This is a genomic window from Ignavibacteriales bacterium, assembly GCA_015709675.1.
Taxonomy (GTDB): Bacteria; Bacteroidota; Ignavibacteria; order Ignavibacteriales; family Ignavibacteriaceae; genus H2-BAC3.
On sequence record CP054182.1, the window covers coordinates 1,755,396 to 1,775,134 of the forward strand.

A 19,739-nucleotide genomic window follows, 5' to 3' on the forward strand; every position below is an offset into this window, starting at 1 on the left:
TGAAATTGATCCTCCCCGGCGGCTGCCCGGCTGCCGGGGAATTTTCTCCTGCACCCCCCTTTGTGCTCAATCAGCAATATTTTTCTCCGTAAATTTGAAAAAACAGTACAGAGATTTATGAAAAACGTGTTACTTCTGCTGATCTTTCTTTGCACTGTGCCGCTTTCTGCCCAGAACGGTACGTTCAGAATAGATTTTGATTACGCCCGGTTTTATTACAGCGATTCAGCCGGATACCTTGAAATTTACTACTCTTTCATGCAGGCGGGGCTTACCCGTGAAATGCAGGATACCTCCGTGGTCATTCGAGGGTTTCTCGATATTAAAATTACCGGTATTACCGATAAGGAATTTGAATTCTCAAAGGAATACCAGTTCAGGAATGCCTACGCCAAAGCTGATTCCGCCTCCATTTCCGGCTCCCTGATGGGAGTTTTGGGATATGTGCTTCCCTTCGGAGAGTATAAATTATCGCTCGGCGCCCGCGATGCCACTAATGCTGAATTTAAGGCCTCCTATGAGTATGAAGTTCATATTCATCCGCTGCCTGAAAACCTTTTTACCATCAGTGATATCCAGCTCGCCTCTAATATCAAGAAAGGGGAGGATGAAAGTTCCCTCTTTTATAAGAACACCTATGAGGTGACCCCGAATCCGACCCTGCTTTTTGGTGAGTCACTGCCGGTTCTTTATTACTACACGGAGTTTTATAATCTTGATAAAAATGTACAGTCTGATGTTCTGAAAATTGAGCAGAATATCATCAATGCGAAAGACCAGTTCGTGTACCGCAAATCAAAATATACCCGCAGATCGAACCCCTCCATTGTAGAGGCAGGCGCCATTAATATTTATAAATATCCCTCAGGGGCATATACCCTGGTGCTGAGTATCTCTGATACGGTTTCGAACAATAAGGCGCTGGTTCAGAAGCGGTTCTTTATTTATAATCCGTCGGTGATTGATACTTCATCACAATACAGCGCTGATCTGGATTTTTATTCCTCTGAATTCAGCGGGATGAGTGATGAAGAGGTTGAGATGTCATTCAAATATGTAAGATATATTTGCGGCAAGGATGAACTGAGCCGCTGGCAGAGTCTTACAACCGTGGATGCAAAAAAGAATTTCCTCTATAATTTCTGGAAATCACGCGACAATATCCCCGAGACTCCTGAAAATGAGTACAAAAAAGAATATTACCGCCGCATTAATTACGCCAATGATCATTATAAATCATTCCAGAAAAAAGGGTGGGAAACTGACCGGGGAAGAATTCATCTGAGCTATGGCGAACCGAGTGAAATTGAGCGGTTCCCCAATCAGGTGGATACCAAACCCTATGAAGTCTGGACCTATCATAATATTGAAGGAGGCGTGATATTTGTGTTCGGTGATCTTACCGGGTATGCTGATTATACGCTCCTTCACTCAACACATCGCGGAGAACTCCGGGATGAAAACTGGCTCAGAAGAATTCAGTCCCTGAATAAGTAAGCTCATGAAAAACCGGCTGGAATATATACTATTCCGCTCCCTCAGCCGCCTTTTCTGCTTTGCGGGTCTGGGCTTTGCAAGAAAGTTTTCGCATGTGATTGCTTTGCTTTTTTACTATGTGATTCCCATCCGGAAATCCGTGGTGAAAAAGAACCTGGCAATTGCGTTTCCCGATGCATCACCGGAGGAAAGGGAGAGGATTGCGTTCGGCTCGTACAAAAGTTTTGCCCGGTCGCTTGTTGAGATTCTTATGATGCCTGAACTGACAGAGGAATCAGTAAAAAAACTGGTTGCATCCGATTCGGTCGGCATGATCAGACAGAAGTTTGAAGAGGGGAAAGGTGTAATCCTGCTCACGGCACACTACGGCAACTGGGAGTATTCCGCTCTCGCGATTGGCATATATACAGGAATTCCTCTCTATGTGGTTACCAAAAGCCAGCGAAATCCTTTCGTGAATGACTGGATGAACCGCTATCGTGCAAAATTCGGAAATGTTATTGTGCCGCTTGGTGCCTCCATAAAACTTGTCTTCAAACAGTTGTACGATAAAAAAGTAATTGCCATGGTAGCCGATCAGCGCGGTCCCTCTGACGGAATCAAAATGGATTTTATGGGGAGGGAGACCAGAGTCTATGCCGGCCCCGCTTCCCTTTCCATTAAGACAGGAGCGCCAATCCTGATGGGCTTTATCGAAAGGCAGCCCGATGATTCATACCGGATGGAGTTTCAGGAAATTTCAAAAGAAGGTCTGCCTGAAAATTTTGATGCAGCTACTGCCGAACTGACCCGGCGGCATATTTCCATTCTTGAAGATCAGCTCCGTAAAAAACCGGAAGACTGGCTCTGGATGCACAACCGGTGGAAATACTGAAAAAAAGAATTCTTGTAATTCAGACAGCTTTTTTAGGGGATTGTCTTCTTACGGTACCTTTTTTACTCCGTCTCCGGATTCAGAATCCGGAAGCAGAGATATCACTCGTTACTTCAGCCAAAACCGGTCAGGTTTTTTCTTCCTTAAAGTGCATTGACGCGCTTTATATTCTTGATAAAAGAGGAAAACATAAATCCCTGCTGAGAACGATCGAATTCGCTGAAGAGATTTCCCGGATTCCGTTTGACCGGCTTTATTCGCTTCACCGGTCATTCCGGACGACGTTGTTTTCATTTTTTGTGAAAGCCGAGGAAAAACTGGGATTTGAAAATGCTTCGCTTTCGTTTTTGTATAATCTGAGAGTGCCCTATAAAACCCATGTACACGAAATTGACCGCAATCTCGCCTTTTTAGGAGAAGAGGGTTTTGAACTGGACCAGACTCCGGAAGAGTTTTTTTCATTTACCGGGGAGCAGGAAACGAAGGTCCGGGACCAGATTGCCAGTATTGGCGCGGAGGATGGAAAACTGATTGCCATTGCTCCCGGCTCCGTCTGGGAGACAAAACGCTATCCCGCGGAGTATTTCAGGGAAATTGCATCCGTTCTGGTTAACCGGGGCTGCAAAATAGCCATTATCGGGGGAGTGGAGGAGTCTGAACTGGCAGAGCGCATTTTATCGGGGGCTCAGAGTCAAAATATCTTTAATTTGTGCGGCGTTTTTAACATTTTAGAGAGCATTCTTTTTCTAAAGAAAGCAAGAATGCTTCTTTGCAACGACAGCGCGCCGGTTCACCTGGGCTTTCTGGCAGGAACACCGGTGCTTGAGATTTACTGTTCCACTGTGCCTGATTTCGGGTTTTATCCATATGGGAAAAACTCAGGATATATATCGGCGGCACTCACCTGCAAGCCGTGCGGCATTCACGGCCACAGGGCATGCCCGGTCGGCACGTTTGATTGTGCCGTAAGAGTAACACCGCAGATGGTGCTTGACAGGATTGATAAAGAATTTCTATGACTGAAAAATTACAGACAAAATCTATAAATATTGACGAGACTCCCGCGGAGGGAATAGAGCAGGCAGTCCGTGTGTTTTACGAAGGGGGAATTTTTATATATCCCACTGATACGATCTATGGCATCGGAGGAAATCCCTTTAACAATGAAGCCATGGAGAGGATAACCATCCTGAAAAAGCGGGATGAAAAAAAGCATTATATCATGCTTGTCGGGAGTATTGAAACACTGCTCCGGTATGTTGATCTGAAAACCGAACAGCATATGGATTTTCTGAACAGTCTCTGGCCAAATCCCATTTCTGTTATTCTCCGGCTGAATAAAAACACCAGGAATCTCTGGGGGCAGGAAGATGCCGCGTTCAGAATTCCGAATCACAATTTTTGCAGAAAACTTCTTAACACACTGAACACCCCCCTTATCTCCACCAGTGTAAATAAAAGCGGTGAACCCCCGCTGAATGATTATTCACAGATCAGGGGGGGCTTTTCTGAACATACTGATTTGTTTCTTTACAGCACAGGTATTCAGCTTAATCAGAGTTCAACCCTCATCCGGCTTACCGGAACGCATCCGGAACTGCTGCGTGAAGGAAAGGTGCCGTTCAGCGATATCCTCAGCAAATTTGAACTGGCAGGTTATCAGACATGACTAAGCTGTTTAAATTTCTAAAGGAATTCTGGGCACGCAACCGCTTTTCGGTTATGATTGTGCCCCGAGGTTCAGGAGGATTCATCAGGCCGCACAGTTTCAGCATGCTTGCTGTTTCTTCAGTTCTTGTTGTATATACAGCACTTATCCTGCTGGTTACCTATTTTCTTATCGTGAAAACCCCGGTGAAGGATTATGTGTTTGTTGATCCGCTCGGCTTTACCCGGGATGAGATTAAAGAGATAACCACGCTGAACAGCCGGGTGAACTCGCTGGTAAAGGAAGTTGATGAACTGAAACAGATTAACCAGAATCTCCGTAATGCGATTCTGCGGGCTGATTCCAACGCGCTCCGATCCGTTGATTATAATGATCTCAGAAAGAAAACCGGGGGAAATCTTTTATATATCGTAACGCATCTGCTGCGCTCGGCCGGTTTCATCGCAGCGGATGACCCTGCCTTCAGGCGTCCCTCTGACGGAATAACCACGGATGAGTTTAAATCGGAATCGGGACATTTTGGCATGGACTTTTCCGTTAAAGAGGGGACACCGGTTTTTGCCTCGGCAAACGGCTACGTGGTTTTTTCAGGATATACCGTTGATGACGGTTATATGATTATCCTCGCGCACCGGAATAATTTTATCACGGTATATAAACACTGCTCGGTACTGATAAAAAGACCCCGCGATAAAGTCTATCAGGGGGAGGTTATTGCTCTCAGCGGCAACTCAGGCCGGCTGAGTTACGGACCTCATCTGCATTTTGAATTATGGAAAGACGGATCAGCCCAGGATCCCCGTCACTACTTACTTACAAACTAAAAGGAGAAGAGTGAAAAACGATAAAAAAGGTGAGTCAGATTCAGGCGTAAGTATCATCAGCGTCGGGGTTGAAATAACCGGCGATATCACAACCAGGGGAAGCGTCCGTGTTGACGGCAAGGTGCAGGGGAAGATTAAATCTGACGGCAATATTACTATTGGTGAGCGGGGGGAAGTTCATGGCGATATTCACGCGATGAATATCACTATTAACGGCAAGGTAACCGGTTCAATCCATTCTCAGGAGAAACTGCACCTGGAGTCAAACGCTGCCGTTGCAGGAGATGTGTTCACCAGCAAACTGGTAATTGAAGAAGGAGCCCGCTTCCTTGGTAAAAGCTCTATGAACCAGAATAAGGAAAATCCGGATGCCCGTCAAGACTTCTGAGGGATGGCGTGAGGCAGGGCCGTATCTAAGTCTTGGCGTACAGCTTGCGGCAACCGTCCTCCTCCTTCTGTGGGGCGGGAAGTGGCTTGATGAAAAGTATGGCACTGAGCCCTACTGGACCCTGGCAGGGGCATTTCTCGGAATTACTGTTGGGCTTTATAATCTGATTAAAACCGTGAATCACCTGGAAAAAATGCAGAAAAAGAATGATAAGTCGTCAGAAAATCGTTAAAATCTTCCTTTGGATCAGTATTCCCATCCTGCTTGTGGCTATGGCTGCCTACCGGCTCGGATGGATATCTGCAGACCTGCACAGTTCAATTTTAACCGCCCATCTGCTCAATTCTCTCCTCTTTTTTCTGGGGCACTGGCTTAACCGGAAGGGGCTGATGAAGTCAGACAAACTCTTCCTAATCTTTGTTTTCGGGGGGCAGATTGCCCGGATGCTCCTGGCACTGGTGCTCATCATTTTAAGTCTCAATTTGTTGAATATGAGTCAGAAAAACTTTATCTTAGTGTTCTTTTTATTTTATTTTCTGTTTCTGTCTCTGGAAATCTATTACTTAAGCAAAATTAAGAATTTTACAAGACCTTAAACATTATGTCGGAAAACACAGCACTCGCCGTAACTGATACCCTCGCACAGGTGAAAGACACTGTTGCGCAGGCTGGGAAGGAAAGCGACTGGATTATGCATCATATCCTGAACGGAAAGGAACTTGACTTCCTACCGTTTGGTATTATCCATCTTCCTGAACTTAACTTCTTCGGATACGATCTCCTGACCAAGCACTCAGTTTTTATGGTGCTTATTGCCGCGGTACTGATATTCCTTCTGATTAAGACAGCTAAAAGTTATAAAAAGTCCCTCGTTCCCAAAGGAATGACCAATTTCTTTGAAGTACTCATTCTTTTTGTACGTGATGAGATAGCAAAACCGACAATCGGCAAAGGCTATGAAAAGTTTGTCCCGTACCTGTTAACAGCGTTCTTTTTTATTTTGTTTTCGAATTTCTTCGGACTGATTCCGTTTTCGACCACCATCACAAGCAATATCACGGTAACGGCTACCCTGGCAATTATGTCATTTTTCATGATCCAGATCGGCGGTATCCGCAAGAATGGTGCATTTGGATACTTTAAGGGGCTGATACCCCATGGTATCCCCATACCGCTCCTCGTGATCATGATTCCGGTTGAGATTCTTGGTCTTTTTACCAAGCCGTTCGCGCTGGCTCTTCGTCTTTTTGCAAATATGACCGCAGGTCATATCGTTATTTACGCCTTGTTCAGTCTGATCTTTATTTCTAAATCCTGGGGACTGGCAGGTTTTTCATTTGCACTCGCGCTCTTTGTATTCTTCCTAGAAATACTGGTAGCGCTTCTGCAGGCATACATTTTCACAATGCTGTCATCGCTGTTTATCGGCATGGCGGTTCATCAGGATCATTAATCAACAAAGTCAACATAAATAATTAATTTCTCGGAGGAATAGTAATGAATTTAGCAGCATTAGCAGCAGGTATCGGTGCCGGTTTAGTAATCGTAGGCGGCGCTTTCGGTATTGGTAAGCTCGCAGCAGCAGCCATGGAAGCAAGCGGCAGACAGCCAGAAGCAGCCGGTGCAATCCGTACCTCAATGATCATCGCAGCAGCGCTGATCGAAGGTATTGCGCTCTTTGCTCTCGTGATTTGCTTCCAGTTAGCCGGAAAATAAATTAAAGAATTTTTAAGGCAGTCCGGAACGGTTCCGGACTGCCGTTTAATTTTTTAATTCCGGAGATTTATGGTTGCATTCATTTTAACAGCGTTTTACAGAGCCGGCGGCGGTGAAAGCGGCGGACTGCTTGACCTGAATCCAGGTCTTGCTTTCTGGACGGTACTCACCTTCCTCACGGTTCTTTTCATTCTTAAAAAGTTCGCCTGGACCCCGATCCTTACCGCACTGAATGAAAGAGAAAAATCCATTAAAGATTCTCTCGAAGCCGCTGAAAATGCCAAGAAGGACACCCAGAAGCTTACTGAAGAAAACCGTTCCATCATTGCCAAAGCAAATGATGAAGCACAGAAAATTATTAACAGTGCGCGCGAGTTCTCGGAAGAGCTGAAGAAAAGTGAAACTGAAGCATTGAAAGCAGAACTGGAAAAGGAAAAAACTGCGGCTTTCGCTGAAATTGAGCGGAAGAAACAGGAATCAATTGAGGCAATTAAAGATCAGGTTGCCGAGCTTTCCATTCAGATAGCCGAAAAGCTGATTCGCAAAAACCTTGACAAGGATGCCCAGAAAGAACTGATTTCTAAATCACTGAACGAAATTAAAAGTAACTGATTATGGCACTGAACAGAGTCGCGGATAAATACGCTGCAACTTTTCTGAGTTTACTCTCTGAAAAGTCTGCGGATGCTGCCGTCGGCGAGGATATGCAGTATATAGCTGAATCGCTTAAACAGGTTTCTCAGCTCAGAAGAATTATGGATAACCCCACGATTAATCCTGAACTGAAGGGAAAACTGATAATCGCGATTTTTGGCGGAAAAATATCCGAACATACTGTAGCCGCGGTTAACTTTCTTGTTTCCAAAAGAAGAATCGAACTGATAGGAGCGGTTGCGCAATCCTATGTCAGACTCCGCGACGTCAAGCTCGGCAGGATAGCAGTAAAAGTTTCCTCCGTGGTGCCTCTCAGCGATGACCAGAAAGAGGAAGTCAGAAAGTTTCTTGAGCAGAAGTTCAGCAAAACAGTAACCATGACCAATGAATTAGATGAAAATCTTCTCGGCGGGTTTATTGCTGAAATCGGAGATACGGTGATTGACGCCTCTCTGAAAAACAAACTGCGCAATGTGAAAAGTAAATTGTTAAACAGTACAATTCCACTTAACTGAATTTAGAGTACAAAGGATTTTAATATGGTAGAAGTAAGACCGGATGAAATAATTTCAATACTGCGCCAGCAGATTACCGGCTTTAAGGATCAGGCAGATATATACGATGTCGGAACCGTGCTTCAGGTGGGTGACGGTATCGCCCGTGTTTTCGGACTCTCGCAGGTAATGGCAGGCGAGCTGGTTGAGTTCCCGAATGATGTGTTTGGCATGGTGCTTAACCTTGAAGAGGACAGCATCGGATGCGTGCTTTTCGGAGAATCAACACTGGTAAAAGAAGGCGATAAAGTCCGCAGAACCGGAAAAGTTGCATCTATGCCTGTGGGCGATTCAATGCTCGGCCGCGTTATCAATCCGCTTGGTGTTCCTGTTGACGGTAAAGGTCCTATTCATACCGACAAGACTCTCCCCATTGAAAGAAAAGCGCTCGGCGTTCTTCAGAGACAGCCGGTTAAAGAACCGCTGCAGACCGGTATTGCCGCTATTGACGCAATGATCCCTATCGGAAGAGGCCAGAGAGAACTTATTATTGGTGACAGACAGACCGGTAAAACCGCTGTTGCCATTGACACAATTATTAATCAGAAATATACTCACACTGAAGAAGCAAAGAAGAACGGCATCAATCCGGTATTCTGCGTTTATGTAGCTGTGGGTCAGAAAAGATCAACCGTTGCGCAGGTTATTGCAAAACTGCAGGAACATGGAGCAATGGATTATACAACCGTTATTACGGCATCAGCATCTGAACCTGCTCCGCTTCAGTTCATTGCTCCATACTCAGGCGCAACACTTGGCGAGCACTTCAGAGATACAGGCCGCCATTCGCTGGTTATCTATGATGATCTTACCAAACAGGCAGCTGCGTACCGCGAACTTTCGCTTCTCCTGAGAAGACCTCCGGGAAGAGAAGCATATCCGGGTGACGTGTTCTATCTGCACAGCCGTCTGCTTGAAAGAGCTTCAAAACTGAATGATGAACTGGGAGGCGGTAGTCTTACTGCGCTTCCGATTATTGAAACACAGCAGGGTGACGTTTCTGCGTATATTCCGACGAACGTTATCTCGATTACAGACGGACAGATATATCTGGAATCAAACCTGTTTAACGCAGGTATCCGTCCTGCTATCAACGTTGGTATATCAGTTTCCCGTGTGGGCGGTAACGCACAGATTAAAGCAATGAAAAAAGTTGCAGGAAGCCTGAAACTTGACCTTGCACAGTACCGTGAACTTGAAGCATTCGCGAAGTTCGGTTCTGACCTTGACGTATCTACCCAGAAAACACTTGCACGCGGCGCAAGACTGGTTGAACTGCTAAAACAGGGACAGTATGCTCCGATCGCTGTTGAAAAGCAGGTTGTAAGCGTTTATCTCGGAACCAACGGATTCCTTGATACCGTGAATGTAGCTGATGTAAAAAGATTCGAAAAAGAATTTGAAGAATTCGCCGTGCTGAAATATCCTGATATCTATAAGAGCATCCGGGAATCAAAAGCAATGAGTGATGACACCATCGCGATGATTAAAAAAGCTGTAGCTGAATTCAGCCAGACATTTAAGAAGAGCAACTAAGAAGCTGTTTCATGGCAACGTTAAGAGATATACGGAACAGGATTAAAGGCGTTCAGAGCACGCAGAAGATAACCAAGGCAATGAAGATGGTTGCCGCGGCTAAACTTCGCAGGGCTCAGGATGCAATCATTAATGCCCGTCCGTTCACCAGAAAACTCAGCGAGATGCTTAAGCATCTGGTAACTGAACATGACCGTGAAACAAACCCGTTCCTCAATCAGAGGGAGGTTAAAAATGTTCTGGTTGTGGTCGTCAGTGCTGAGAGAGGCCTTTGCGGCGCTTTTAATACAAATATTATCAAAGAAGCATCTTCTTTGTATGCTTCTTTGAAGAAAGACGGCAAAGAACCTTCACTTTACTGTGTAGGTAAAAAAGGTTATGACTTCTTCAGAAAAAGAAATTATACGATGACCGGCTATAAAACCGGAGTTTTTAACGGTCTGAAATATGACTCTGCCCTGCAGTTATCCAAGCTTTTTATTGAAGGATACCTGAACGGCCAGTTTGACCAGATTATCGTCGTATATAATGAATTTAAATCAGTCGTTTCACAGAGAGTGGTTCGCGAAACCTATCTGCCTGTGCCGGTGATTGAGGCATCACAGAAGGGAATTCACGAAGAAGTGGATTTCATCTATGAGCCGGGCCAGAAAGATATTTTTGAAAGGCTGCTTGCAATCAATCTGAAGGCACAGTTCTGGAGAATTCTCCTTGAGTCAAACGCGTCCGAATTCGGATCACGAATGACTGCTATGGAAAACGCTACCAACAATGCGCGCGATCTGATTAAATCTCTGAAATTAACTTATAATAAAGAGAGACAGGCGGCAATCACCAAGGAAATCCTTGAAATTGTCTCCGGCGCGAATGCACTTAAGGGCTGATAATACTCAACCCTGATGTTTGAAGAACTCTCTCAAAAGTTAGATAAAGCCCTAAAGAAAATCACCGGACAGGGCAAGATTACCGAAGCAAATGTTTCGGATACCGTCCGTGAGATAAGGCGTATCCTGCTTGATGCGGACGTTAACTTTAAGGTAACAAAAGAGTTTATTGAGCGGGTAACCGCTAAAGCCATGGGTACTGAAGTGCTTACTTCTATTACCCCGGCTCAGCTTATCACAAAAATTATTTATGATGAGCTGGTTGAACTTCTTGGAAGCGAGAATGCTGATATTAAGCTGAACTCTTCCGGAGTAACCGTCATAATGCTGGTAGGGCTGCAGGGCTCGGGTAAAACCACCTTCGCGGGTAAACTTGCCAGGAAGATGACCAAACTCGGAAGAAAGCCTCTTCTCGCCGCGGCCGATATATACAGGCCTGCGGCAATAGAGCAGCTGAAGATTCTCGGTTACTCTATTTCTGTTCCGGTATTTTCACTTGAGGTGAAGGATGCCCGGAAAATAGCCGAAGATGCACTTGCTTACGCAAAGAGCAACGGTCATGATACTCTTATTATTGATACTGCAGGACGTCTGCACATCGATAATGAGTTGATGGCTGAAGTCGTTGATATCAGGAATCTTGTGGAGCCTCACGAGGTTCTTTTTGTTGTTGATTCCATGACCGGTCAGGATGCCGTGAATTCCGCGAAAGCATTCAATGACCAGGTTGGTTTTGACGGAATGGTTCTTACAAAACTTGATGGTGACTCACGAGGCGGCTGTGCCCTTTCTATAAGGGCTGTTGTCGGTAAACCGATTAAGTTTATCTCCAACGGAGAAAAACTTGATGCGGTTGATAATTTTTATCCCGACCGGCTTGCATCGCGCATTCTTGGAAAAGGAGATGTGATCTCCCTCGTTGAGAAAGCCCAGCAGCATTTTGAAGAAATTGATACTGAAAAACTTGAAGCTAAACTGAGGAAGAATCAGTTTGATTTTGATGACTTCTTAAGCCAGATTAAGCTGCTTAAAAAACTCGGGCCGGTTTCTTCACTGATGTCCATGATACCGGGCATGAGCAATATGAAGAACGCGAAAGTTGACGAGAAGGCGTTTATAAGAATTGAAGCAATTATCAATTCCATGACGCCTCATGAAAGAAGTACGCCAAAAGTACTGAACGGAAGCAGAAGAAAAAGAATTGCCCGCGGAAGCGGAACAACACTGCAGGACGTAAACCGCCTGCTGAAACAGTTTCAGGAAATGCAGACAATGATCAGCAGACTGAACAGATCGGGTTTCAATCCGAAAGGAATGCTCCCGAAGAATTTTAAATTAAACTAAATATATACTAATTGGAGGCATAACACTTGGCAGTAAAGCTAAGATTACGCAGGATGGGTAAAAAGAGACAGCCATATTATAAGCTGGTTGCCGCTGATTCCCGTTCACCCCGCGATGGAAAGTTTCTTGAGGCGGTTGGCATCTATAATCCGATGACACAGCCCCATCAGCTTGAGATCAGCGAGGAAGCAGCAATTAAATGGCTGCAAAACGGAGCACAGCCCACAGACACAGTAAAAAGTTTGCTGAGTCAGAAGGGCATTATGCTTAAATATGATTTATTAAAACGCGGATTAGCTCCTGAAGCTATCGAAGCAGAAGTTGCAAGCTGGCAGAAACTGAAAGAAACTGCTGCAGCTAACAAGACCGCAAAAAAAGCAAAGAAAAAATCCAAAGGTACTGAAGGAGCGTAGGTTGCAGCTCCTGAAATTAAACCGGAAGTAAACAGCTTCTTTTCTTCTTACACTCCGGTGCGGCGTGTACCTTCAACATCGAGCACCTAACCAAATACGGAGGACGGACCATGAAAGAATTCATTGAGTTCATTGCGAAGAACATTGTTGATGATCCCTCACAAGTTCATGTTGAGGAATTACAGAAGGAGGATGGTACGACCATCCTGAGGCTTAAAGTGGCTCAGGGTGAGACCGGAAAAGTCATCGGCAAGGGTGGTAAAACTGCACAGGCAATCAGGCTTCTGCTTGCTGCTGCAGGCCGTAAGGACGGAAAAAAGGTTAATTTCGAGATACTTGACTGACAACCAGCAGAATATGTTCAGGATAGCTAAAGTATCCGCTGCTGATGAAAAACGAGGATACTTTCTTCTTGAACTGTTCACTGATTTCCCTGAAAAACTGCTTTCGGTTAAAGAAATTTCCGTTCAGATTCAGGGAAAGATGAAAATACTGACAATTGAAGATGCTGTCCTGAGAAATCAGCAGTGTCTTATACGATTTAAGGGTATTGACCCGGTTGCTGATAAGCCGCTTTTACTGCATGCAGAGTTGTTTCTGCCTGATGAAATGCTCGAAAAACTTTCCGATCATGAATGGTATATCCATGACCTGATCGGCAGTGAGGTATATAAAAACGGCGAATTATTCGGCAGTATTGAGGATGTCCTCAGTCTGAAATCAAACGACGTCTGGCAGATAAGAAAAACCGACGGGAGTGAATATCTGCTTCCGGCACTGAAGGAATTGATATCTGAATTCAGACCGCATGAAAAAAAACTGATTCTGAAAGACGGAGAGGAGTTTTATGAGGATTGATATACTCTCTGCCGTTCCGGATCTGATGCACAGCCCGCTTAATACGAGCATCATCAAGCGGGGCCGGGACAAAGGACTTGTTACCATTGAGGTGCACAATATCAGGGATTATGCCCATGATAAACACCGGATGATAGATGACAGGCCATTTGGGGGGCAGCCGGGTATGCTGCTTAAGCCCGAACCGCTCTTTGAAGCAATTGAAACTTTGAATCAACGGTATCAGTATGATACCATGATATTCACTTCTCCGCGGGGAAAGATATTTGATCAGAAAGATGCAAACCGCCTCTCTTTGAAACAGAATATACTTTTTGTTGCGGGACACTACAAGGGTATTGATCAGCGTGTTGTTGATACCTTTGCTCAGGAAGAATTCTCTATAGGCAAATTTGTGCTGAGCGGAGGAGAACTCCCCGCTTTACTGCTTGTGGATGCAATTGTTCGTCTTATTCCCGGAGTACTGGGAGACAGCGAGTCAGCATTAAATGATTCGTTTATGGATGGTGAAGCCATTGAAGCACCGGCCTACACGCGTCCCGCTGAATTCAGAGGGATGAAGATTCCCGATGTTTTGCTTACGGGCAATCACGGCAAAATTAAGGAATGGCAAAAAGAACAGTCGGTTATTCAGACCGAGATATGGAAGAAAAACAATAATATTTTTTAGTGGAGTTAAGCACTATGTTCAGCATAAATAATCTGTTAGAAACTGAAAATCGTACTGATTATCCGGATTTTCATCCCGGAGACCATGTTAAGGTTTATGTAAAAATTATCGAAGGCGATAAGGAAAGAGAACAGCCCTTTGAAGGTGATGTAATCAGCATCAGAGGCAGCAAGGAAAACAAAACCTTTATCGTAAGAAAAATTTCCAATGGTGTCGGCGTTGAAAGAATTTTCCCTTTCAACTCACCAAAGATCACCAAGATTGAGCTCCTGAAGCGCGGTGATGTCCGCAGAGCAAAACTGTTCTACCTCAGAAAACTCTCAGGTAAAGCAGCTAGAATTAAAACCAAGAAAAGCTAAAAGCTTTTAAGAGTTTTTCTATTATGAGCCGGCCTGCTCAGAAGTAGTGCCGGCTTTTTTTGTTTTAAAATTTTACTGAAGCAGGCGAGCTTTGTGCAACGTTGCCAGGGCCGAGAGAACCGGGATTTGAGTTATAAGGGGAAAGGACTCTACAGGAAAACACCTGTACTTCATGATGAAGCAGTCAGTTATGGTAAATGTAAGTACTGTTTCAGTTTTGTTCGATTGCGGTCAGTGTTTTGTCAACAAGAACAATAACACGCACTGTTCCTGTAATGGTCACTTTTTCACCCGGAGAGGGGAGAGGTGATTTGGTAATCACCGGAATCTGTCCGGTTTTATCTGAGATCAGATAATATGAGATCACTTCAAGATCAAAAACTTCGGTCACGCTGCCGCTGACAGTAACCCGGTGATTGGTATACTGCCGGATATTTTCGTGGATTTCCCCAATGTCTGTTTCAGAACTGCATCCGGAAAAGATCAGACTGAATATTCCGGCAATGTATATTTTCCTGAAGTATGCCACAGGGTAAAGAGTATATTAATGAAAATTCTTTCCTGAAGATAATAAAAAAGGGATTCCCTTTTTCAAGAGAATCCCTTTTATAAGGAGGGAAAAGTTTACTTCTTCTGTACTAACTGTGCGTTAATTGCGATGTTAACGGTTTTATCTACCACAGATCCGCCAAGCTCAGTGAGAGCATTCCATTTCAGACCGTAATCAAAGCGGTCAACCGCTCCTGAAACTTTGTAGCCTGCTTTGGTATTTCCGTAAGGATCTTTTACTGACCCGAGATAATTTACATCAAGAGTAACTTCTCTAGTTACATCTCTCATGGTCAGATTACCGGTAACCTTAAATTTCTTGTCGCCAGCTTTGGTAATCTTAGTGCTTTTGAAAGCGATTTTCGGGAATTTTTCAGCATTAAAGAAATCATCACTTTTCAGGTGATTATCTCTCATGGTATTGTCAGTGTTGATAGTATTTACATCAATTGAAAACTCAATTGTTGCGCCTTCCAGATCGCCGTCTTTCTTAGTAACTACTTTTCCTTCATAACCTGAGAAAAAGCCGTCAACTTCAGAAATCATCAGGTGGGTCACGGTAAACTTAACATTTGAGTGAGATTTGTCGAATGACCATTCGGTCTGGGCATTCAGTGAAAAAGTGAAAAGAAGAGCAAAAAGTCCTGATAAGAACTGTTTCATGGGAACCTCCTTGTGTTAATGATTATTAATAAAAAACTCTGATACAAATATATGTAGCTACATTTAATATCACAACATATAATTAGGTCAAAAAAATGTCCCTAATTCTTAAATTAGGGTAACAAAAGAAAAATTTATGCGCTTACTACTACCAGATAACATCTACTTCAGGGCTTTAGTTTCAGTTTTACCTCAGGAAAAAGGTATTACTGCCGGATTTCTGCCCTCTGCATCTATCATCTCAGCTATTACTTCCGGGGAAGCGGATGTGGCATTTCTTCCGTCCCTTTACCTGACAAATGATGAGTCCCTGAGAATTTCATCAAAAATAGGTCTTTCTTTTGAGGGACTGGGGAGCACCTCATACCTGGTGCTGCATGAAGTACCTGAGGAGGGAAGACCTGATATCAGCATTACCGGTGATCATTCAGCCCAGGAGGCACTCATGGCTAAAATGCTGATGAATGAGCTTTACACCATCGAGCCGAAGTTCCACATTAAAACTCCGGAAGATGCATTGCATGATAAAAATATCATTTTAGCAGGGGACCTGGCATTTATTTCTGGAAAGTACAGGGAAGCATTATCTTTCGCTGAAGAGGTGGTTGAGATGGGTGATCTTCCTTACCTGAATTTTGTTCTTTGCGCAAAAGACAGCGGAAAGGGGAAGCAGGCGGAGAAAATTATTCTTGAGGCGGTTGACAAATTTTACGATGCACTTGAAGGGGAAGAGCTTTTCGGACTGGATCCTGAAAGCAGACAATTCGTCAGGGAAAATATGCAGAATACCATCCTTGATATTGATGAGGCGGATCTTGAAGGGCTGAATAATCTCCTCAGAATGTTATTCTATGAGGGACTGGCTGACGATATACGGGAACTGAAGTTTTTTGAGTGATAGCACTCAGGTTCAACTCTTACTTGCTCTCAGAAATTGCAGGGAAAGTCCAAGATCTGTGGACTATTACGCAATAATAAAGTGTCGGATGATGACTAATGGTAATTTCTCAGGTTAATAAAAGCTCAAAAAAAAGGAGAGCATTTCTGCTCTCCTTTTCATTTAGAGATGGGGAAAATCAGATCGCAACATGCGAGACACTGAGTACGTTTGGATTTTCTTTAATTCGTTCGAGTGAGTCATGAGGCACGGCTGATTTCAGCTTCATGGTGCAGCAGGCAGCTATTCCTCCGTCAAAGATGATGTTTTCAACTTCTTCAACATTGATTTCGGTTTCGCGGATTACTGCGAGGATTGCTGCAAGTACTCCCGGCCGGTCATAGTGTTTTACTACCAGCTGATAACTTGCATCGGTAATCTTAGCGCGGTTGACCCAGTGAGCAATCATGCCGCTATGGACAAATTCTCTGATGATGCGCACGGTTTCAGCAGCAACGGCATTCTGTGCCTGTTCGGTTGATGCTCCGATATGATGGGTGACATAAACACCGGGGATATTCTGCAGTGGTGATGTAACCGGTCCATCTTTTGCTTCAGGTTCACCTTTAAATACGTCAACTGCAACACGGATACCTTTTTCTTTGATAGCTTCAATCATTGCAGCTTCATCAATAATATCCTGACGGCTGGTGTTAATCAGTAAAGCGCCTTTTTTCATATAGCTGAACATCTCTTTGTTAAAGAGACCTTTTGTCTGTGGTGTTGCGGGAAGATGTATGCTTACCACATCGCAGATGGGGAGTATCTGATCCATTTCAGAAAAATCTTTAATGGCAACACCTTCAATGCGTGATATATCCTTGCCATAGACATTCATGCCGAAAGCAAGTGCACGTTTGGAAAGTTCTTTTCCGATAGCGCCGACACCGATAACGGCGAGATTTTTACCGTAAAGGCCTTCTGCTTTTGAGTATTCACCCTTATTCCACTTACCTGCTCTGAAGTCTATAACATTGTCAGGAATGCGGCGGTCGAGTGAGATGATAAGCCCCATTGCCAGTTCAGCAACAGCAATGGAATTCATACCCGGGCAGTTTGCAACATATACGCCTTTTTTGTTTGCAGCAGCTATGTTGATGTTATTAACACCGGCGCCTGCTCTGATAATCAGGTTAAGCTGCTTGCCGCTCTCAATGGTTTCAGCGCTGACAACCGTTGAGCGGACAACCAGGATGTCAATATCCCCGATAACGCCGGGAAGATCTTTTTCCCCCAGTTTCGGGCTGTAAACAACATCCAGGTCAAGTGATTTCATTTCTTCGATATATATGTCGGGGAACTTATCCGCGACGAGTACTTTAATAGCCATGGTCGTATCCTTTTTATTTGTTAAGCATTGGAACTTGTACGTTGTGCTCAATTGCTGTTTTTACTGCAATATCATAGCCGGCATCAACATGTCTTATGACTCCCATTCCGGGGTCGGAAGTCAGAACCCTTTGCAAACGTTTTGCGGCAGCTTCAGATCCGTCCGCAACGATGACCATACCCGCATGAATGGAATTGCCAATACCCACTCCTCCGCCATGATGCACCGATACCCAGCTTGCCCCGCCAACAGCGTTTATCATAGCATTAAGAATCGGCCAGTCCGCTATTGCATCACTGCCGTCTTTCATCGCTTCGGTTTCGCGGTAAGGGGAGGCCACGGACCCGCAGTCAAGATGATCGCGTCCGATAACAATCGGGGCTTTTACTTTTCCTTTTGCTACCAGATCATTGAACACCTGTCCGATAAGGGCACGTTCACCGTAACCAAGCCAGCAGATGCGGGCGGGGAGCCCCTGGAAGTGAACTTTTTCCCGAGCCATTTTCAGCCAGTTGTGCAGATGAGTGTTTTCAGGGAGTGCCTTCATAACTGCTTCGTCTGTGATATATATATCCTCCGGATCTCCCGAGAGAGCTACCCAGCGGAAGGGACCTTTCCCTTCACAGAAAAGGGGACGTATGTATTCGGGAATAAAGCCGGGTATATCAAATGCATTCAGAACCCCCTCTTTTTTGGCTTCAGTGCGGATGTTATTTCCGTAGTCAAATGCTATTGCCCCTGCCTTTTGGAAATCCAGCATCGCCTGGACATGCACGGCGATGGTTTTGCCCGCAAGTTCTATATATTTCTTCGGATCGGAAGACCGCATCACGGCTGCATCCTCAAGTGACATCCCCATTGGCACGTAACCGTTAAGAGTATCATGAGCGGAAGTCTGGTCGGTAATAATATCGGGCCTGAATCCGCGTTTGAGCAGTTCGGGCAGAAGTTCTCCCGCATTGCCGGTTAAGCCGACAGAGAGTGCTTCCCCTTTATTTTTTGCATCAGTTACCAGATGTACGGCCTGGTCAACAGATTCCGCGATCACATCAAGGTATCCGGTGTCTATTCTCTTCTGCAGACGTGAACGGTCAACATCAATACCCAGGAATGCAGCACCGCACATAGTGGCAGCGAGCGGTTGAGCGCCACCCATGCCGCCGATTCCGGCCGTAAGGAGGATTTTTCCTTTAAGAGATCCGCCAAAATATCTTTTTGCGCATTCAGCAAAGGTTTCATACGTACCCTGAAGGATTCCCTGAGTGCCGATATATATCCAGCTTCCCGCGGTCATCTGGCCATACATGATAAGTCCGTTATCTTCCAGTTCCCTGAATTTTTCCCAGGAAGCCCAGGCTGGCACCAGCATGGAGTTGGAGATCAGCACACGCGGCGCATCCGGATGGCTTCTGAAGATACCAACCGGCTTACCGGACTGCACTAAAAGGGTTTCATCCTCTTCAAGAGACTGAAGGGATTTGATGATTGCGTAATAGCTTTCAGGATTCCTTGCGGCTTTTCCCTTGCCGCCATAAACGATCAGATCAGAGGGACGTTCTGCAACATCCGGGTCAAGATTATTCATCAGCATTCTCATTGCTGCTTCCTGAATCCATCCTTTGCAGCTTAATGAGGTGCCTTTAGCAGCCCTTATTTCGGGCAGTGTTTTCATATTCATTACTGATTCTTAAAATGAGTATCGTATATAAGTGAGTATTGTGTAATCATGGATTTATAAAGCCATTTCTTCCAGAACCATCCTTTAGTGCTCTGCTCTCTAAGAAACTTCAGGTTAAGCTCCATATTATAACGCAGACGGGTGAATTCATCCTTGGTCAGTTTCACGGTTTCTTCACCGGAATTCAGTTTGTCCAGAATAGAGTTAAAAGCTTTCTCCTCAGCGAACAGTTTCTGGTTTCCCGTAACCTGCTTAAGCAGCTGTTTAACGAAGGTAGTCAGAATTTTTCTTTCGTTCTTGGAAAAATCGAAATTATAATTTCTCAGATTAAATTTCATAGAT

The 19,739-nt window shown here is 44.6% G+C and carries 26 protein-coding genes; 21 read left to right on the plus strand and 5 right to left on the minus strand.

Annotation, left to right across the window (positions count from 1 at the left end; genetic code table 11):
• Window positions 1–117 precede the first annotated feature (117 nt).
• The 20 genes from HRU80_06445 to rplS all read left to right on the plus strand — a co-directional run bounded on the left by HRU80_06445 (window position 118) and on the right by rplS (window position 14,240).
• Window positions 118–1,497 carry a GWxTD domain-containing protein gene (locus HRU80_06445; protein QOJ28533.1) on the plus strand — a complete coding sequence of 460 codons (1,380 nt, stop codon included), beginning with the start codon at window positions 118–120 and terminating at the stop codon, window positions 1,495–1,497.
• A gap of 4 nt (window positions 1,498–1,501) precedes the next feature.
• Window positions 1,502–2,371 (plus strand): lysophospholipid acyltransferase family protein, encoded by an 870-nt coding sequence (locus tag HRU80_06450; protein QOJ28534.1) that lies wholly within the window; start codon window positions 1,502–1,504, stop codon window positions 2,369–2,371.
• Window positions 2,359–3,390 carry a glycosyltransferase family 9 protein gene (locus HRU80_06455; GenBank protein ID QOJ28535.1) on the plus strand — a complete coding sequence of 344 codons (1,032 nt, stop codon included), beginning with the start codon at window positions 2,359–2,361 and terminating at the stop codon, window positions 3,388–3,390. The genes HRU80_06450 and HRU80_06455 overlap by 13 nt, the downstream gene beginning before the upstream one ends.
• Entirely contained in the window at window positions 3,387–4,040 is a 654-nt protein-coding gene (locus tag HRU80_06460; protein ID QOJ28536.1) for a threonylcarbamoyl-AMP synthase, read from the plus strand. Before HRU80_06455 ends, HRU80_06460 begins: the two co-directional genes overlap by 4 nt.
• Window positions 4,037–4,864, plus strand: coding sequence for a M23 family metallopeptidase (locus tag HRU80_06465; protein ID QOJ28537.1), 828 nt, complete (start codon window positions 4,037–4,039; stop codon window positions 4,862–4,864). Before HRU80_06460 ends, HRU80_06465 begins: the two co-directional genes overlap by 4 nt.
• Before the next feature lie 10 nt (window positions 4,865–4,874).
• Window positions 4,875–5,252, plus strand: a complete 378-nt coding sequence (locus tag HRU80_06470) for a polymer-forming cytoskeletal protein (GenBank protein QOJ28538.1) — start codon at window positions 4,875–4,877, stop codon at window positions 5,250–5,252.
• A complete protein-coding gene (locus HRU80_06475) occupies window positions 5,233–5,484 on the plus strand; it encodes an AtpZ/AtpI family protein (GenBank protein QOJ28539.1) in 252 nt (83 codons plus the stop codon). The genes HRU80_06470 and HRU80_06475 overlap by 20 nt, the downstream gene beginning before the upstream one ends.
• Window positions 5,459–5,848, plus strand: a complete 390-nt coding sequence (locus HRU80_06480; GenBank protein QOJ28540.1) for a hypothetical protein — start codon at window positions 5,459–5,461, stop codon at window positions 5,846–5,848. Before HRU80_06475 ends, HRU80_06480 begins: the two co-directional genes overlap by 26 nt.
• A gap of 5 nt (window positions 5,849–5,853) precedes the next feature.
• Entirely contained in the window at window positions 5,854–6,705 is an 852-nt protein-coding gene (gene atpB / locus HRU80_06485; protein QOJ28541.1) for a F0F1 ATP synthase subunit A, read from the plus strand.
• Window positions 6,706–6,749: 44 nt separating this feature from the next.
• Complete coding sequence (atpE, locus tag HRU80_06490) at window positions 6,750–6,968, plus strand: ATP synthase F0 subunit C (GenBank protein QOJ28542.1); 219 nt, start codon at window positions 6,750–6,752, stop codon at window positions 6,966–6,968.
• Window positions 6,969–7,037: 69 nt separating this feature from the next.
• Entirely contained in the window at window positions 7,038–7,580 is a 543-nt protein-coding gene (atpF, locus tag HRU80_06495; GenBank protein ID QOJ28543.1) for a F0F1 ATP synthase subunit B, read from the plus strand.
• Window positions 7,581–7,582: 2 nt separating this feature from the next.
• Window positions 7,583–8,137, plus strand: coding sequence for an ATP synthase F1 subunit delta (atpH, locus tag HRU80_06500; protein QOJ28544.1), 555 nt, complete (start codon window positions 7,583–7,585; stop codon window positions 8,135–8,137).
• 24 nt (window positions 8,138–8,161) lie between these two features.
• A complete protein-coding gene (locus HRU80_06505) occupies window positions 8,162–9,712 on the plus strand; it encodes a F0F1 ATP synthase subunit alpha (protein ID QOJ28545.1) in 1,551 nt (516 codons plus the stop codon).
• Between the two features lie 11 nt (window positions 9,713–9,723).
• Window positions 9,724–10,596, plus strand: a complete 873-nt coding sequence (gene atpG / locus HRU80_06510; GenBank protein QOJ28546.1) for an ATP synthase F1 subunit gamma — start codon at window positions 9,724–9,726, stop codon at window positions 10,594–10,596.
• A 15-nt stretch (window positions 10,597–10,611) separates the two neighbouring features.
• Window positions 10,612–11,940 carry a signal recognition particle protein gene (gene ffh / locus HRU80_06515; GenBank protein QOJ28547.1) on the plus strand — a complete coding sequence of 443 codons (1,329 nt, stop codon included), beginning with the start codon at window positions 10,612–10,614 and terminating at the stop codon, window positions 11,938–11,940.
• Window positions 11,941–11,966: 26 nt separating this feature from the next.
• Window positions 11,967–12,353, plus strand: coding sequence for a 30S ribosomal protein S16 (gene rpsP / locus HRU80_06520; protein QOJ28548.1), 387 nt, complete (start codon window positions 11,967–11,969; stop codon window positions 12,351–12,353).
• Between the two features lie 110 nt (window positions 12,354–12,463).
• A complete protein-coding gene (locus tag HRU80_06525) occupies window positions 12,464–12,697 on the plus strand; it encodes a KH domain-containing protein (protein ID QOJ28549.1) in 234 nt (77 codons plus the stop codon).
• A 13-nt stretch (window positions 12,698–12,710) separates the two neighbouring features.
• Window positions 12,711–13,211 (plus strand): 16S rRNA processing protein RimM, encoded by a 501-nt coding sequence (gene rimM / locus HRU80_06530; protein ID QOJ28550.1) that lies wholly within the window; start codon window positions 12,711–12,713, stop codon window positions 13,209–13,211.
• Window positions 13,201–13,881 (plus strand): tRNA (guanosine(37)-N1)-methyltransferase TrmD, encoded by a 681-nt coding sequence (gene trmD / locus HRU80_06535; protein QOJ28551.1) that lies wholly within the window; start codon window positions 13,201–13,203, stop codon window positions 13,879–13,881. The genes rimM and trmD overlap by 11 nt, the downstream gene beginning before the upstream one ends.
• 14 nt (window positions 13,882–13,895) lie before the next feature.
• Window positions 13,896–14,240: a 50S ribosomal protein L19 gene (rplS, locus tag HRU80_06540; GenBank protein QOJ28552.1), complete on the plus strand. Its 345-nt coding sequence runs from the start codon at window positions 13,896–13,898 to the stop codon at window positions 14,238–14,240.
• Between the two features lie 211 nt (window positions 14,241–14,451).
• Here rplS and HRU80_06545 read toward each other — a convergent pair whose 3' ends face one another.
• Both HRU80_06545 and HRU80_06550 read right to left on the minus strand, forming a co-directional pair.
• On the minus strand, window positions 14,452–14,769 hold the full coding sequence (locus tag HRU80_06545) for a hypothetical protein (protein QOJ28553.1): 318 nt from the start codon (window positions 14,767–14,769) through the stop codon (window positions 14,452–14,454).
• Window positions 14,770–14,864: 95 nt separating this feature from the next.
• Window positions 14,865–15,452 carry a YceI family protein gene (locus HRU80_06550; GenBank protein QOJ28554.1) on the minus strand — a complete coding sequence of 196 codons (588 nt, stop codon included), beginning with the start codon at window positions 15,450–15,452 and terminating at the stop codon, window positions 14,865–14,867.
• A 136-nt stretch (window positions 15,453–15,588) separates the two neighbouring features.
• Between HRU80_06550 and HRU80_06555 the strand changes: the two genes are divergently transcribed.
• On the plus strand, window positions 15,589–16,350 hold the full coding sequence (locus tag HRU80_06555; GenBank protein ID QOJ28555.1) for a hypothetical protein: 762 nt from the start codon (window positions 15,589–15,591) through the stop codon (window positions 16,348–16,350).
• A 178-nt stretch (window positions 16,351–16,528) separates the two neighbouring features.
• Here the strand turns inward: HRU80_06555 and HRU80_06560 are convergent, their stop codons facing one another.
• From HRU80_06560 to HRU80_06570, 3 genes are read right to left on the minus strand one after another with little or no spacing between them, the layout of a single operon-like run.
• Window positions 16,529–17,719 (minus strand): phosphoglycerate dehydrogenase, encoded by a 1,191-nt coding sequence (locus HRU80_06560; GenBank protein QOJ28556.1) that lies wholly within the window; start codon window positions 17,717–17,719, stop codon window positions 16,529–16,531.
• Window positions 17,720–17,732: 13 nt separating this feature from the next.
• Entirely contained in the window at window positions 17,733–19,391 is a 1,659-nt protein-coding gene (hutU, locus tag HRU80_06565) for a urocanate hydratase (GenBank protein ID QOJ28557.1), read from the minus strand.
• Between the two features lie 5 nt (window positions 19,392–19,396).
• Window positions 19,397–19,735, minus strand: coding sequence for a hypothetical protein (locus HRU80_06570; GenBank protein QOJ28558.1), 339 nt, complete (start codon window positions 19,733–19,735; stop codon window positions 19,397–19,399).
• Window positions 19,736–19,739 lie beyond the last annotated feature (4 nt).